The sequence below is a fragment of the Streptomyces sp. NPDC014764 genome (genome assembly GCF_043082785.1).
Lineage (GTDB): Bacteria > Actinomycetota > Actinomycetes > Streptomycetales > Streptomycetaceae > Streptomyces > Streptomyces althioticus.
The window spans coordinates 83,958-97,814 of record NZ_JBIBXY010000010.1; the positions used below are offsets into that span (position 1 = coordinate 83,958).

General features: G+C 70.8%; 12 protein-coding genes. All 12 read left to right on the plus strand.

The features are described from left to right. The first annotated feature begins 13 nt into the window (after positions 1 to 13). Positions 14 to 1,012, plus strand: a complete 999-nt coding sequence (locus ACF1AG_RS23270; protein ID WP_359603675.1) for an aspartate carbamoyltransferase catalytic subunit — start codon at positions 14 to 16, stop codon at positions 1,010 to 1,012. A gap of 2 nt (positions 1,013 to 1,014) precedes the next feature. Then, positions 1,015 to 2,301: a dihydroorotase gene (locus ACF1AG_RS23275; RefSeq protein WP_359603677.1), complete on the plus strand. Its 1,287-nt coding sequence runs from the start codon at positions 1,015 to 1,017 to the stop codon at positions 2,299 to 2,301. Beyond that, a complete protein-coding gene (locus ACF1AG_RS23280) occupies positions 2,298 to 2,858 on the plus strand; it encodes a hypothetical protein (protein WP_387796808.1) in 561 nt (186 codons plus the stop codon). Before ACF1AG_RS23275 ends, ACF1AG_RS23280 begins: the two co-directional genes overlap by 4 nt. After that, positions 2,855 to 3,997 carry a glutamine-hydrolyzing carbamoyl-phosphate synthase small subunit gene (gene carA / locus ACF1AG_RS23285; RefSeq protein ID WP_387796810.1) on the plus strand — a complete coding sequence of 381 codons (1,143 nt, stop codon included), beginning with the start codon at positions 2,855 to 2,857 and terminating at the stop codon, positions 3,995 to 3,997. The genes ACF1AG_RS23280 and carA overlap by 4 nt, the downstream gene beginning before the upstream one ends. After that, positions 3,990 to 7,304 (plus strand): carbamoyl-phosphate synthase large subunit, encoded by a 3,315-nt coding sequence (gene carB / locus ACF1AG_RS23290; protein ID WP_359603683.1) that lies wholly within the window; start codon positions 3,990 to 3,992, stop codon positions 7,302 to 7,304. Before carA ends, carB begins: the two co-directional genes overlap by 8 nt. A gap of 48 nt (positions 7,305 to 7,352) precedes the next feature. After that, on the plus strand, positions 7,353 to 8,459 hold the full coding sequence (locus ACF1AG_RS23295; RefSeq protein ID WP_359603684.1) for a quinone-dependent dihydroorotate dehydrogenase: 1,107 nt from the start codon (positions 7,353 to 7,355) through the stop codon (positions 8,457 to 8,459). Continuing rightward, a complete protein-coding gene (gene pyrF / locus ACF1AG_RS23300) occupies positions 8,456 to 9,301 on the plus strand; it encodes an orotidine-5'-phosphate decarboxylase (protein ID WP_359603686.1) in 846 nt (281 codons plus the stop codon). Before ACF1AG_RS23295 ends, pyrF begins: the two co-directional genes overlap by 4 nt. Before the next feature lie 288 nt (positions 9,302 to 9,589). Further along, complete coding sequence (locus ACF1AG_RS23305; RefSeq protein ID WP_003977346.1) at positions 9,590 to 9,913, plus strand: integration host factor; 324 nt, start codon at positions 9,590 to 9,592, stop codon at positions 9,911 to 9,913. A gap of 60 nt (positions 9,914 to 9,973) precedes the next feature. Continuing rightward, positions 9,974 to 10,567: a guanylate kinase gene (gene gmk, locus ACF1AG_RS23310; protein ID WP_051724516.1), complete on the plus strand. Its 594-nt coding sequence runs from the start codon at positions 9,974 to 9,976 to the stop codon at positions 10,565 to 10,567. Between the two features lie 62 nt (positions 10,568 to 10,629). Then, entirely contained in the window at positions 10,630 to 10,902 is a 273-nt protein-coding gene (gene rpoZ / locus ACF1AG_RS23315; RefSeq protein ID WP_006131222.1) for a DNA-directed RNA polymerase subunit omega, read from the plus strand. A gap of 122 nt (positions 10,903 to 11,024) precedes the next feature. Further along, positions 11,025 to 12,227, plus strand: coding sequence for a bifunctional phosphopantothenoylcysteine decarboxylase/phosphopantothenate--cysteine ligase CoaBC (gene coaBC, locus ACF1AG_RS23320; protein WP_387796815.1), 1,203 nt, complete (start codon positions 11,025 to 11,027; stop codon positions 12,225 to 12,227). Between the two features lie 237 nt (positions 12,228 to 12,464). After that, on the plus strand, positions 12,465 to 13,673 hold the full coding sequence (gene metK / locus ACF1AG_RS23325; RefSeq protein ID WP_359603690.1) for a methionine adenosyltransferase: 1,209 nt from the start codon (positions 12,465 to 12,467) through the stop codon (positions 13,671 to 13,673). Positions 13,674 to 13,857 lie beyond the last annotated feature (184 nt).

Sequence of the window (13,857 nt, forward strand, 5' to 3'; positions counted from 1 at the left end):
CGGAGCCTGACAGATGCAGCGTCATCTCATCTCGGCCGCCGACCTCACCCGCGACGACGCCGTCCTCATCCTCGACACCGCCGAGGAGATGGCCCGGGTGGCCGACCGGCCGATCAAGAAACTCCCCACCCTGCGCGGCCGTACCGTCGTCAACCTCTTCTTCGAGGACTCCACCCGCACCCGGATCTCCTTCGAGGCCGCCGAGAAGCGGCTCTCCGCGGACGTCATCAACTTCTCCGCCAAGGGCTCCAGCGTCTCCAAGGGCGAGTCCCTGAAGGACACCGCCCAGACCCTGGAGGCCATGGGCGTCGACGCGGTCGTCATCCGGCACGGCGCCTCCGGCGCCCCCTACCGGCTCGCCACCTCCGGCTGGATCGACGCGCACGTCATCAACGCCGGCGACGGCACCCACCAGCACCCCACCCAGGCCCTGCTCGACGCCTTCACCATGCGCCGCCGCCTCGTCGGCCGGGACGCCGGGCTCGGCCAGGACCTGAACGGCCGCCGCATCACCCTCGTCGGCGACGTCCTGCACAGCCGGGTCGCCCGCTCCAACGTCGACCTGCTGCACACCCTCGGCGCCGAGGTCACCCTCGTCGCCCCGCCCACCCTGGTCCCGGTCGGCGTCGAGACCTGGCCCTGCGAGGTCTCCTACGACCTGGACTCCACGCTGCCCAAGTCCGACGCGGTGATGATGCTGCGCGTCCAGCGCGAGCGGATGAACGCCGCGTTCTTCCCCACCGAGCGCGAGTACTCGCGCCGCTACGGCCTCGACGGCGACCGCATGGCGCGGATGCCGGAGCACGCCATCGTCATGCACCCCGGCCCGATGGTCCGCGGCATGGAGATCACCGCCGAGGTCGCCGACTCCGACCGCTGCACCGTGATCGAGCAGGTGGCCAACGGCGTCTCCATCCGGATGGCCGTCCTGTACCTGCTGCTCGGCGGAGCCGAGTTCCAGACCCCGAGCACGTCCGCCGCCCCCGCCCGTACCGCCGAGGAGAACCGATGACGATGAGCAAGACCCTGATCCGTGGCGCGAAGGTGCTCGGCGGCGAGACCCAGGACGTCCTGATCGACGGCGAAACGATCACTCAGGTCGGCGCCGGCCTCTCCGCCGAGGGCGCCGAGGTGATCGAGGCCGGCGGCAAGGTACTGCTGCCGGGCCTGGTCGACCTGCACACCCACCTCCGCGAGCCCGGCCGTGAGGACTCCGAGACCGTCCTGACCGGCACCCGCGCTGCCGCGAGCGGCGGCTACACCAACGTCTTCGCCATGGCCAACACCTTCCCGGTCGCCGACACCGCAGGCGTCGTCGAGCAGGTCTGGCGGCTCGGCCAGGAGTCCGGCTACTGCGACGTGCAGCCGATCGGCGCCGTCACCGTCGGCCTGGAAGGGCAGAAGCTCGCCGAGCTGGGCGCCATGCACGAGTCCGCGGCCGGCGTCACCGTCTTCTCCGACGACGGCAAGTGCGTCCACGACGCCGTGATCATGCGCCGCGCCCTGGAGTACGTGAAGGCCTTCGACGGCGTCGTCGCCCAGCACGCCCAGGAGCCCCGCCTCACCGAGGGCGCCCAGATGAACGAGGGCGTCGTCTCCGCCGAGCTGGGCCTCGGCGGCTGGCCGGCCGTCGCCGAGGAGTCGGTCATCGCCCGCGACGTGCTGCTCGCCGACCACGTCGGCTCCCGCGTCCACATCTGCCACCTGTCGACGGCCGGCTCCGTGGAAATCGTCCGCTGGGCCAAGTCCCGCGGCATCCGCGTCACCGCCGAGGTCACCCCGCACCACCTGCTCCTCACCGACGAACTGGTGCGCAGCTACAACCCGGTCTACAAGGTCAACCCGCCGCTGCGCACCGAGCGCGACGTGCTCGCCCTGCGCGAGGCGCTCGCCGACGGCACCATCGACATCGTCGCCACCGACCACGCCCCCCACCCGCACGAGGACAAGGACTGCGAGTGGGCCGCCGCCGCCATGGGCATGGTCGGCCTGGAGACCGCGCTGTCGGTGGTCCAGGAGACGATGGTGGAGACCGGTCTGCTGGACTGGGCCGGCGTCGCCGACCGCATGTCCTTCACCCCGGCGCGGATCGGCCGCGCCGAGGGCCACGGCCGCCCCGTCTCGGCAGGTGAGCCCGCCAACCTCACCCTCGTCGACACCGCATACCGTGGACCGGTGGACCCCGCGGGCTTCGCCTCGCGCAGCCGCAACACGCCCTACGAGGGCCGTGAGCTGCCGGGCCGTGTCACCCACACCTGGCTCCGGGGCAAGGCCACGCTCGTCGACGGGAAGCTCACGTGACATCTCTCATCCTGCTGGCCGCCGAGAAGGAATCGGCGGAAGTGACCGACTGGGCCGCCCGGATCGGCTGGGTCGTGGGCCTCGCCCTCTTCGTCGCGCTCGTCTACTGGCTGATGCGCGAAGGCTGGAAGTGGCGCGGCACCCTCCAGAGCGACCTCCCCGAGCTGCACAGCGCGCCGGACGACCCCGGCCCGGCGACACTGGCCATGAGCGGCCGCTACCACGGCTCCACCACCGCCGGTCAGTGGCTGGACCGCATCGTGGCGCACGGCCTGGGCACCCGCAGCCGGGCCGAGCTCACGCTCGGCGAAGCCGGACTGGACGTCGTGCGCACCGGGGCGGAGGACTTCTTCATCCCCGCGGACGCACTGCGCGAGGCCCGGCTCGACAAGGGCATCGCCGGCAAGGTCCTCACCGAGGGCGGCCTGCTGGTGGTCACCTGGCAGCACGGCGACCGGCTCATCGACTCCGGTTTCCGCTCCGACCACGCGGCGGAGCACACCGAGTGGGTCGACGCCCTCACGAACATGATCAACAAGACGGAAGGCGCACGATGACAACCTCCACCAGGGGAGCCGACAAGGTTCCCGCCGTACTCGTCCTGGAGGACGGCCGGATCTTCCGCGGCCGTGCCTACGGGGCGGTGGGGGAGACCTTCGGCGAAGCGGTGTTCTCCACCGGCATGACCGGCTACCAGGAGACCCTCACCGACCCGTCGTACCACCGCCAGGTCGTGGTGATGACCGCCCCGCACGTCGGCAACACCGGCGTCAACGACGAGGACGCCGAGTCCAGGCGGATCTGGGTCTCCGGCTACGTCGTGCGCGACCCCGCGCGCGTGCCGTCCAACTGGCGCTCCCGCCGCACCCTCGACGAGGAGCTCGCCGCCCAGGGCGTCGTCGGCATCTGCGGTGTCGACACCCGCGCCCTCACCCGCCACCTGCGCGAACGCGGCGCCATGCGCGTCGGCATCTTCTCCGGCAACGCCCTGCCCGACGAGGGCACCATGCTCGCCGAGGTCCGCCAGGCCCCCGAGATGCAGGGCGCCGACCTCTCCGCCGAGGTGGCCACCAAGGAGGCGTACGTCGTCCCCGCGCAGGGCGAGAAGAAGTTCACCGTCGCCGCCGTCGACCTCGGTATCAAGGGCATGACCCCCTACCGGATGGCCGAGCGCGGCATCGAGGTGCACGTGCTGCCCGCCACCTCGACCGTCGACGACGTGTACGCGGTGAACCCGGACGGCGTGTTCTTCTCCAACGGCCCCGGCGACCCCGCCACCGCCGACCACGCCGTCTCCGTGATGCGGGGCGTGCTGGAGCGCGGCACCCCGCTGTTCGGCATCTGCTTCGGCAACCAGATCCTCGGGCGCGCCCTCGGCTTCGGCACCTACAAGCTGAAGTACGGCCACCGCGGCATCAACCAGCCGGTGCAGGACCGCACGACCGGCAAGGTCGAGGTCACCGCGCACAACCACGGCTTCGCCGTGGACGCCCCGCTCGACAAGGTCTCCGACACCCCGTTCGGCCGCGCCGAGGTGTCCCACGTCTGCCTGAACGACAACGTGGTGGAGGGCCTCCAGCTGCTCGACAAGCCGGCCTTCAGCGTCCAGTACCACCCCGAAGCGGCCGCGGGCCCGCACGACGCCGCCTACCTGTTCGACCGCTTCGTGAAGCTCATGGAGGGCCAGCGTGCCTAAGCGCACCGATATCCAGTCCGTCCTGGTCATCGGCTCCGGCCCGATCGTCATCGGCCAGGCCGCGGAGTTCGACTACTCCGGCACCCAGGCCTGCCGCGTGCTCAAGGCCGAGGGCCTGCGCGTGATCCTGGTCAACTCCAACCCGGCGACGATCATGACCGACCCGGAGATCGCCGACGCGACCTACGTCGAGCCGATCACGCCCGAGTTCGTCGAGAAGATCATCGCCAAGGAGCGGCCCGACGCCCTGCTGCCCACGCTGGGCGGCCAGACGGCCCTGAACACCGCGATCTCCCTGCACGGCAACGGCGTCCTGGAGAAGTACGGCGTCGAGCTGATCGGCGCCAACGTCGAGGCCATCAACAAGGGCGAGGACCGCGACCTGTTCAAGGAGGTCGTCGAGGAGGTCCGCCGCAAGATCGGCCACGGCGAGTCCGCCCGCTCCTACATCTGCCACTCCATGGACGACGTCCTCAAGGGCGTCGAGGAGCTCGGCGGCTACCCCGTCGTCGTCCGCCCCTCCTTCACCATGGGCGGCGCCGGCTCCGGCTTCGCGCACGACGAGGAGGAACTGCGCCGCATCGCCGGCCAGGGCCTCACCCTCTCGCCGACCACCGAGGTGCTCCTCGAGGAGTCCATCCTCGGCTGGAAGGAGTACGAGCTGGAGCTGATGCGCGACAAGAACGACAACGTCGTGGTCGTCTGCTCCATCGAGAACTTCGACCCCATGGGCGTGCACACCGGCGACTCCATCACCGTCGCGCCCGCGATGACGCTCACCGACCGCGAGTACCAGACGCTGCGCGACGTCGGCATCGCGATCATCCGCGAGGTCGGCGTGGACACCGGCGGCTGCAACATCCAGTTCGCGGTGAACCCCGAGGACGGCCGGGTCATCGTCATCGAGATGAACCCCCGGGTCTCGCGCTCCTCCGCGCTCGCCTCCAAGGCGACCGGCTTCCCCATCGCCAAGATCGCCGCCAAGCTCGCCGTCGGCTACACCCTCGACGAGATCCCGAACGACATCACGCAGGAGACCCCGGCCTCCTTCGAGCCGACCCTCGACTACGTGGTCGTGAAGGCCCCGCGGTTCGCCTTCGAGAAGTTCCCGAGCGCCGACTCCACCCTCACCACCACCATGAAGTCGGTCGGCGAGGCCATGGCCATCGGCCGTAACTTCACCGAGGCCTTCCAGAAGGCGCTGCGCTCGCTGGAGAAGAAGGGCAGCCAGTTCACCTTCGTCGGCGACCCCGGCGACAAGGCCGAGCTGCTGCGCGAGGCGGTCCGCCCCACCGACGGCCGGATCAACGCCGTCATGCAGGCCGTCCGCGCGGGCGCCACGCCCGAGGAGGTCTTCGAGGCCACGAAGATCGACCCGTGGTTCGTCGACCAGCTCTTCCTCATCAAGGAGACCGCCGACGAGCTGGCCGCCGCCCCCGAACTGACCCCCGGCCTGCTCGCCGAGGCCAAGCGGCACGGCTTCTCCGACCACCAGATCGCCGAGATCCGCGGCCTGCGCGAGGACGTCGTCCGCGAGGTCCGGCACGCGCTCGGCATCCGCCCCGTCTACAAGACGGTCGACACCTGTGCTGCCGAGTTCGCCGCGAAGACGCCGTACTTCTACTCCTCCTACGACGAGGAGACCGAGGTCGCGCCCCGCGAGAAGCCCGCGGTGATCATCCTGGGCTCCGGCCCGAACCGCATCGGCCAGGGCATCGAGTTCGACTACTCCTGCGTCCACGCCTCCTTCGCGCTCAGCGACGCCGGCTACGAGACCGTGATGGTCAACTGCAACCCGGAGACCGTCTCCACCGACTACGACACCTCCGACCGGCTCTACTTCGAGCCGCTCACCCTGGAGGACGTCCTGGAGATCGTCCACGCCGAGCAGCAGGCCGGACCGGTCGCGGGCGTGATCGTCCAGCTCGGCGGCCAGACCCCGCTCGGCCTCTCCCAGGCGCTCAAGGACAACGGCGTGCCGGTCGTCGGCACCTCGCCGGAGGCCATCCACGCAGCCGAGGACCGCGGAGCCTTCGGCCGGGTCCTCAAGGAGGCAGGCCTGCCCGCCCCCAAGCACGGCACCGCCACCACCTTCGCCGAGGCCAAGGCCATCGCCGACGAGATCGGCTACCCGGTCCTCGTCCGCCCGTCCTACGTACTCGGCGGCCGCGGCATGGAGATCGTCTACGACGAGACCCGGCTGGAGAGCTACATCGCCGAGTCGACCGAGATCAGCCCCTCCCGGCCGGTCCTCGTCGACCGCTTCCTCGACGACGCCATCGAGATCGACGTCGACGCCCTCTACGACGGCGAGGAGCTCTACCTCGGCGGCGTGATGGAGCACATCGAGGAGGCCGGCATCCACTCCGGCGACTCGGCGTGCGCCCTGCCCCCGATCACCCTCGGCGGCTTCGACATCAAGCGGCTGCGAGCCTCCACCGAGGCCATCGCGCGCGGCGTGGGCGTACGCGGGCTGATCAACATCCAGTTCGCTCTGGCCGGGGACATCCTCTACGTCCTGGAGGCCAACCCGCGCGCCTCGCGCACCGTCCCCTTCACCTCGAAGGCGACCGCGGTGCCGCTGGCCAAGGCCGCCGCCCGCATCTCGCTCGGCGCCGCCGTCGCCGAGCTGCGCGCCGAGGGCCTGCTCCCGGCCACCGGCGACGGCGGCGAGCTGCCGCTGGACGCGCCGATCTCCGTCAAGGAGGCCGTGATGCCGTGGTCCCGCTTCCGGGACATCCACGGCCGCGGCGTTGACACGGTCCTCGGCCCGGAGATGCGCTCCACCGGCGAGGTCATGGGCATCGACAGCGTCTTCGGCACCGCTTACGCCAAGTCGCAGGCCGGCGCCTACGGACCGCTGCCCACCAAGGGCCGCGCCTTCATCTCCGTCGCCAACCGGGACAAGCGCTCGATGATCTTCCCGGCACGTGAGCTGGTGGCCCACGGCTTCGAGCTGCTGGCCACCTCCGGCACCGCCGAGGTCCTCAAGCGCAACGGCATCAAGGCCACCGTGGTGCGCAAGCAGTTCGAGGGCACCGGACCCAACGGCGAGAAGACCATCGTCCAGCTCATCCACGACGGCGAGGTCGACCTCATCGTCAACACCCCGTACGGCACGGGCGGCCGGCTCGACGGCTACGAGATCCGCACCGCGGCCGTGGCCCGCTCGGTGCCCTGCCTGACCACGGTCCAGGCGCTCGCCGCCGCGGTCCAGGGCATCGACGCCCTCAACCGGGGCGACGTGGGAGTCCGCTCGCTCCAGGAACACGCGGAACATCTGACCGCGGCCCGCGAGGACCAGTAGCCCGAAGGGGGACACCGGAAACGGTGTCCCCCTCTCCATGAGGACACCATGTACAGGATTCTCTTCACCCTGCTCTTCTCACGGATGGACCCGGAGGAGGCCCACCACCTGGCCTTCCGCTGGATCCGCCGCGTCGCCCGCGTCCCTGTGCTGCGCACGTTCGTCGCCGCGATGCTCGCCCCGCGGTACGAGGAACTGCGCACCGAGGCCCTCGGCCTGCGCCTGCACAGCCCCTTCGGCCTGGCCGCCGGCTTCGACAAGAACGCCGTCGGCATCGACGGCCTGGCGATGCTCGGCTTCGACCACGTCGAGATCGGCACCGTGACCGGCGAACCGCAGCCCGGCAACCCCAAGAAGCGGCTGTTCCGCCTGGTCGCCGACCGCGCGCTGATCAACCGCATGGGCTTCAACAACGACGGCTCGCTCGCCGTCGCCGCACGCCTGGCCTCCCGCAGGCCGGTGTTCCGCACGGTCGTGGGCGTCAACATCGGCAAGACCAAGGTCGTCCCCGAGTCGGAGGCCGCCGCCGACTACGTGAAGTCCGCCGAACGGCTCGCGCCCCACGCCGACTACCTGGTCGTCAACGTCTCCAGCCCGAACACCCCGGGCCTGCGCAGCCTCCAGGCCGTGGACCAGCTCCGCCCGCTGCTGACCGCCGTGCGCGAGGCCGCCGACCGCGCGGTCCCGGCCCGCCGGGTGCCGCTGCTGGTGAAGATCGCCCCCGACCTGGCCGACGAGGACGTCGACGCCGTAGCCGACCTCGCCGTGGAACTCGGCCTCGACGGCATCATCGCCACCAACACAACCATCGCCCGCGAGGGCCTCGGCCTGACCTCGGACCCGTCCGCGGTGCAGGAGACCGGCGGACTGTCCGGAGCGCCCCTCAAGGCACGCTCCCTGGAGGTGCTGCGCCGCCTCTACGCGCGCGTGGGCGACCGGATCACGCTGGTCGGCGTCGGCGGCGTCGAGAACGCCGAGGACGCCTGGCAGCGCATCCTGGCCGGCGCCACGCTGGTCCAGGGGTACAGCGCGTTCATCTACGAGGGCCCCTTCTGGGCCCGTGCCATCCACAAGGGGCTCGCCGCGCGGCTGCGCACCAGCCCCTACGCCACGCTCGCCGACGCGGTGGGCGCCGACGTGAGGACTTCCGCATGACCGCACTCGAACCCTTCGGCGCACGGCTGCGCCGCGCCATGGACGAGCGGGGCCCTCTGTGCGTGGGCATCGACCCGCACGCCTCTCTGCTGGCCGAGTGGGGCCTGGGCGACGACGTCGACGGCCTGGAGCGGTTCAGCCGCACCGTCGTCGAGGCGGTCGCCGACCGGGTCGCCGTGCTCAAGCCGCAGAGCGCCTTCTTCGAGCGGTTCGGCTCGCGCGGCGTCGCGGTGCTCGAGACCACCGTGCGGGAGGCCCGGGAGGCCGGGGCGCTGGTCGTCATGGACGCCAAACGCGGCGACATCGGCTCGACCATGGCCGCCTACGCGGAGGCCTTCCTGCACAAGGACGCGCCGCTCTTCTCCGACGCGCTCACCGTCTCCCCGTACCTGGGCTACGGCTCGCTGAGCCCCGCCGTCGTGCTGGCGCGGGAGTCCGGCGCCGGACTGTTCGTGCTGGCGCTGACCTCCAACCCGGAGGGCGGCGAGGTGCAGCACGCGGTGCGGGCCGACGGGCGCACGGTCGGGGCGACCGTCCTCGGCCACCTCGCGCTGGAGAACGCGGGGGAGGAGCCGCTCGGCTCCTTCGGCGCGGTCGTCGGCGCAACCCTCGGCGACCTGTCCTCCTACGACCTCGACATGGGCGGGCCGATCCTGGCGCCGGGCATCGGGGCGCAGGGAGCGACGCCGGCGGACCTTCCGGCGGTGTTCGGGCGCGCGGTGCACAACGTCGTGCCGAACGTCAGCCGGGGAGTGTTGCGCCACGGTCCCGACACGGTCGCTCTGCGTGACGCCTCGGAGCGGTTCGCGGACGAGATCCGCGCCGCGCTGACGTCCGCCTGAGGGGGCCGACGAGGGACTCCGTGGTCGTCGCACTCTGAATACACCCTCAAATCCGTGGAATTTTGTCCAGAATGTCGGGCCTGGCGGAGGCTGACCAGGACTTTTCCGCTGTTCTCGCTGACTCAGGGCTCGAGGGCCGCTAGTCTCCGACGAGTGGGGGTACCTCCCACGCCTTTAGGCAGTGGGGGAGAACGGGCGGCACGTGTTGCTCGTGGCTCCCCAGGTGTGGGGCGACTAGGTTCCTCACCGGTCCGTATCCGACAGTTCGACATCCGAGGTGACGTAGGCGTGGCTCTTCCGCCCCTTACCCCTGAACAGCGCGCAGCCGCGCTCGAAAAGGCCGCCGCGGCTCGCCGGGAGCGGGCCGAGGTCAAGAATCGACTCAAGCACTCCGGCGCCTCCCTGCACGAGGTCATCAAGCAGGGCCAGGAGAACGACGTCATCGGCAAGATGAAGGTCTCCGCCCTGCTCGAGTCCCTGCCGGGCGTGGGCAAGGTCCGCGCCAAGCAGATCATGGAGCGTCTGGGGATCTCCGAGAGCCGCCGCGTGCGGGGTCTCGGTTCGAACCAGATCGCCTCCCTGGAGCGCGAGTTCGGCAGCACCGGCTCCTGAGTCACGGGCGGTCCGGGACCGGCGTCCCGGACACCCCGCGATTGCTGGAATAATCGCCGCATGGCTGCAACACCCCGGGGGGCGACCCCCGTACCCCCGGACGAGCGTCCGCGACTGACCGTGCTCTCCGGCCCCTCCGGGGTCGGCAAGAGCACGGTCGTCGCGCATATGCGCAAGGAACACCCCGAAGTCTGGCTCTCGGTGTCGGCGACGACCCGCAAGCCGCGCCCCGGTGAGCAGCACGGCGTCCACTACTTCTTCGTCACCGACGAGGAGATGGACAAGCTGATCGCCAACGGCGAGCTGCTGGAGTGGGCCGAGTTCGCGGGGAACCGCTACGGCACGCCCCGCGCGGCGGTGGCGGAGCACCTGGAGGCCGGAGTGCCCGTGCTCCTGGAGATCGACCTCCAGGGCGCGCGGCAGGTCCGCGAGTCCTTGGCCGACGCCCAGCTGGTGTTCCTGGCCCCTCCCTCGTGGGAGGAACTGGTCCGCAGGCTCACCGGCCGGGGCACCGAGTCGCCCGAGGTCATCGAGCGCCGGCTGGAGGCTGCGCGGACCGAACTCGCCGCCGAACCGGAGTTCGACACGACCTTGGTCAACACCTCCGTCGAGGAGGTGGCTCGCGAGCTGCTAGCCTTGATGAACGTCGTGTGATCGTGGACGACCGTCCGCCGGTCGAAACGACTGAATCTTTCCCATCCATCGGAAGGTAGAGCGTGTCCTCTTCCATCTCCGCGCCCGAGGGCATCATCAACCCGCCGATCGACGAGCTCCTCGAGGCCACGGACTCGAAGTACAGCCTCGTGATCTACGCGGCCAAGCGGGCCCGCCAGATCAACGCGTACTACTCGCAGCTCGGCGAGGGCCTGCTCGAGTACGTCGGTCCTCTCGTCGACACCCACGTCCATGAGAAGCCGCTGTCGATCGCGCTGCGCGAGATCAACGCGGGACTGCTGACCTCCGAGGCCGTCGACGGCCCCAACCAGTGACCGGTCAGTACGTCGTACCATCAGCTCGCAGCTGACTTTTCCACAGGCCCGGCAGACGTCTGCCGGGCCTGTGGTGTTCTCATGGGTGAGGGAAGCAGGATTCCGAGGTGCGGGGAGAGACGGTGGACAAGCCGAAGGTCGTTCTGGGGGTCAGCGGTGGCATCGCCGCCTACAAGGCCTGTGAGCTGCTGAGGCGGCTCACCGAGTCGGGACACGACGTACGCGTCGTCCCCACCGCCTCCGCGCTGCACTTCGTCGGCGCCGCCACCTGGTCCGCCCTGTCCGGCAACCCGGTCTCCACCGAGGTCTGGGACGACGTCCACGAGGTGCCGCACGTCCGCATCGGACAGCACGCGGACCTGGTCGTCGTCGCGCCCGCCACGGCCGACATGCTCGCCAAGGCCGCGCACGGCCTCGCCGACGACCTGCTCACCAACACCCTCCTCACCGCGCGCTGCCCGGTGGTCTTCGCCCCCGCCATGCACACGGAGATGTGGGAGCACCCGGCCACCCAGGAGAACGTGGCCACGCTGCGCGCCCGCGGCGCGGTCGTCATCGAGCCGGCCGTCGGCCGCCTCACCGGCGTCGACACCGGCAAGGGCCGGCTCCCCGACCCGGCCGAGATCTTCGAGGTCTGCCGCCGCGTCCTGGCCCGCGGCGCCACCGCCCCCGACCTCACCGGACGGCACGTCGTCGTGAGCGCCGGAGGCACCCGCGAGCCCCTCGACCCGGTCCGCTTCCTCGGCAACCGCTCCTCCGGCAAGCAGGGCTACGCCCTCGCCCGCACCGCCGCCGCCCGCGGCGCCCGCGTCACCCTGATCGCCGCCAACACCGCGCTGCCCGACCCGGCCGGAGTCGACGTCGTCCGCGTCGGCACGGGCGTGGAGCTGCGCGAGGCCGTTCTCGCCGCCGCCCGAGACGCCGACGCGGTCGTCATGGCCGCCGCCGTCGCCGACTTCCGCCCCGCCGTCTACGCCGCCGGGAAGATCAAGAAGAAGGACGACAAGGAGCCGGAGCCCATCACCCTGGTGCGGAATCCGGACATTCTCGCGGAGGTCTCCGGCGACCGGGTGAGGTCCGGTCAGGTGATCGTCGGCTTCGCCGCCGAGACCGACGACGTCCTCGCCAACGGCCGCGCCAAGCTGAAGCGCAAGGGGTGCGACCTCCTCGTGGTGAACGAGGTGGGTGAGGCGAAGACCTTCGGATCCGAGACCAACGAAGCCGTGGTGCTGGGCGCCGACGGCAGCGAGACGCCCGTGCCCCACGGACCGAAAGAGGCCCTCGCCGACACCGTCTGGGACCTCGTCGCCGAGCGCCTCGCATGAATGGCTCATCCGTTCCCCGGCCACCCGGAACGCCTCCATCCGGGGTGTGGCGCCTCTGGCGAAGCGCGCCCGGCCCGGAGAGAATGCCCGTGCCGCAGGTCACAGCGCTCTCGCGAGGCGAGACGGGGGGACCCGTGGCGACGCACGACCGATAAACTGTTCCACCGACGGCGTCGGGTGCAGCCCCCGCCGTTCGCCCATGATCAGCCAGCAGCCGCTGCAACCCCAGGGAGCATTGTGTCCCGTCGTCTGTTCACCTCGGAGTCCGTGACCGAGGGTCACCCCGACAAGATCGCTGACCAGATCAGCGACACCATTCTCGACGCGCTGCTCCGCGAGGACCCGACCTCCCGGGTCGCCGTCGAGACCCTGATCACCACCGGCCTCGTGCACGTGGCCGGCGAGGTCACCACCAAGACGTACGCGGACATCGCGACGCTGGTGCGCAGCAAGGTCCTCGAGATCGGTTACGACTCCTCGAAGAAGGGCTTCGACGGCGCCTCCTGCGGCGTCTCCGTGTCGATCGGCGCGCAGTCCCCGGACATCGCCCAGGGCGTCGACACGGCGTACGAGACCCGGGTCGAGGGCGACGACGACGAGCTGGACCGCCAGGGCGCGGGCGACCAGGGCCTGATGTTCGGCTACGCGACGGACGAGACGCCGACGCTGATGCCGCTCCCGATCTTCCTGGCGCACCGCCTGTCCAAGCGCCTGTCCGACGTCCGCAAGAACGGGACCATCCCCTACCTGCGCCCCGACGGCAAGACCCAGGTCACCATCGAGTACGACGGCGACAAGGCGGTCCGTCTGGACACCGTCGTCGTCTCCTCGCAGCACGCGTCCGACATCGACCTGGAGTCGCTGCTCGCCCCCGACATCCGCGAGTTCGTCGTGGAGCCGGAGCTGAAGGCGCTGCTCGAGGACGGCATCAAGCTCGACACCGAGAACTACCGCCTGCTGGTGAACCCGACCGGGCGCTTCGAGATCGGCGGCCCGATGGGCGACGCCGGCCTCACCGGCCGGAAGATCATCATCGACACCTACGGCGGCATGGCCCGCCACGGCGGCGGCGCCTTCTCCGGCAAGGACCCGTCCAAGGTGGACCGCTCGGCCGCGTACGCGATGCGCTGGGTCGCCAAGAACGTGGTCGCGGCCGGCCTGGCCGCCCGCTGCGAGGTGCAGGTCGCGTACGCGATCGGCAAGGCCGAGCCGGTGGGCCTGTTCGTGGAGACCTTCGGCACCGCCAAGGTGGACGTCGAGAAGATCGAGCGGGCGATCGACGAGGTCTTCGACCTCCGTCCCGCCGCGATCATCCGCGACCTGGACCTGCTGCGTCCGATCTACGCCCAGACGGCTGCGTACGGCCACTTCGGCCGTGAGCTGCCGGACTTCACGTGGGAGCGGACGGACCGCGTGGAGGAACTGCGGAAGGCCGCGGGGCTGTAGCCCGCGGGCTTGTTCCTGGCCGAGGCCCGGTGCAGCTTCCCCTTCGGGGGGAGGGGTGCCGGGCCTCGGTGCGTTTCGCGGGCCGCCAGAGTGCGGGTGGTTCGTGGCTGGTCGCGCAGTTCCCCGCGCCCCTGAGGGCGCTTTCGCAACGGCCCGCCGACAAGGCCGCGCCGCCGCGGGCAGT

What these genes read in the sequence shown, in the direction of transcription:
- ACF1AG_RS23295 (WP_359603684.1), top strand. Translation starts at nt 7,353, where the DNA reads ATGTACAGGATTCTCTTCACCCTGCTCTTCTCACGGATGGACCCGGAG.
- ACF1AG_RS23270 (WP_359603675.1), top strand. Translation starts at nt 14, where the DNA reads ATGCAGCGTCATCTCATCTCGGCCGCCGACCTCACCCGCGACGACGCC.
- pyrF (WP_359603686.1), top strand. Translation starts at nt 8,456, where the DNA reads ATGACCGCACTCGAACCCTTCGGCGCACGGCTGCGCCGCGCCATGGAC.
- gmk (WP_051724516.1), top strand. Translation starts at nt 9,974, where the DNA reads ATGGCTGCAACACCCCGGGGGGCGACCCCCGTACCCCCGGACGAGCGT.
- ACF1AG_RS23275 (WP_359603677.1), top strand. Translation starts at nt 1,015, where the DNA reads ATGAGCAAGACCCTGATCCGTGGCGCGAAGGTGCTCGGCGGCGAGACC.
- carA (WP_387796810.1), top strand. Translation starts at nt 2,855, where the DNA reads ATGACAACCTCCACCAGGGGAGCCGACAAGGTTCCCGCCGTACTCGTC.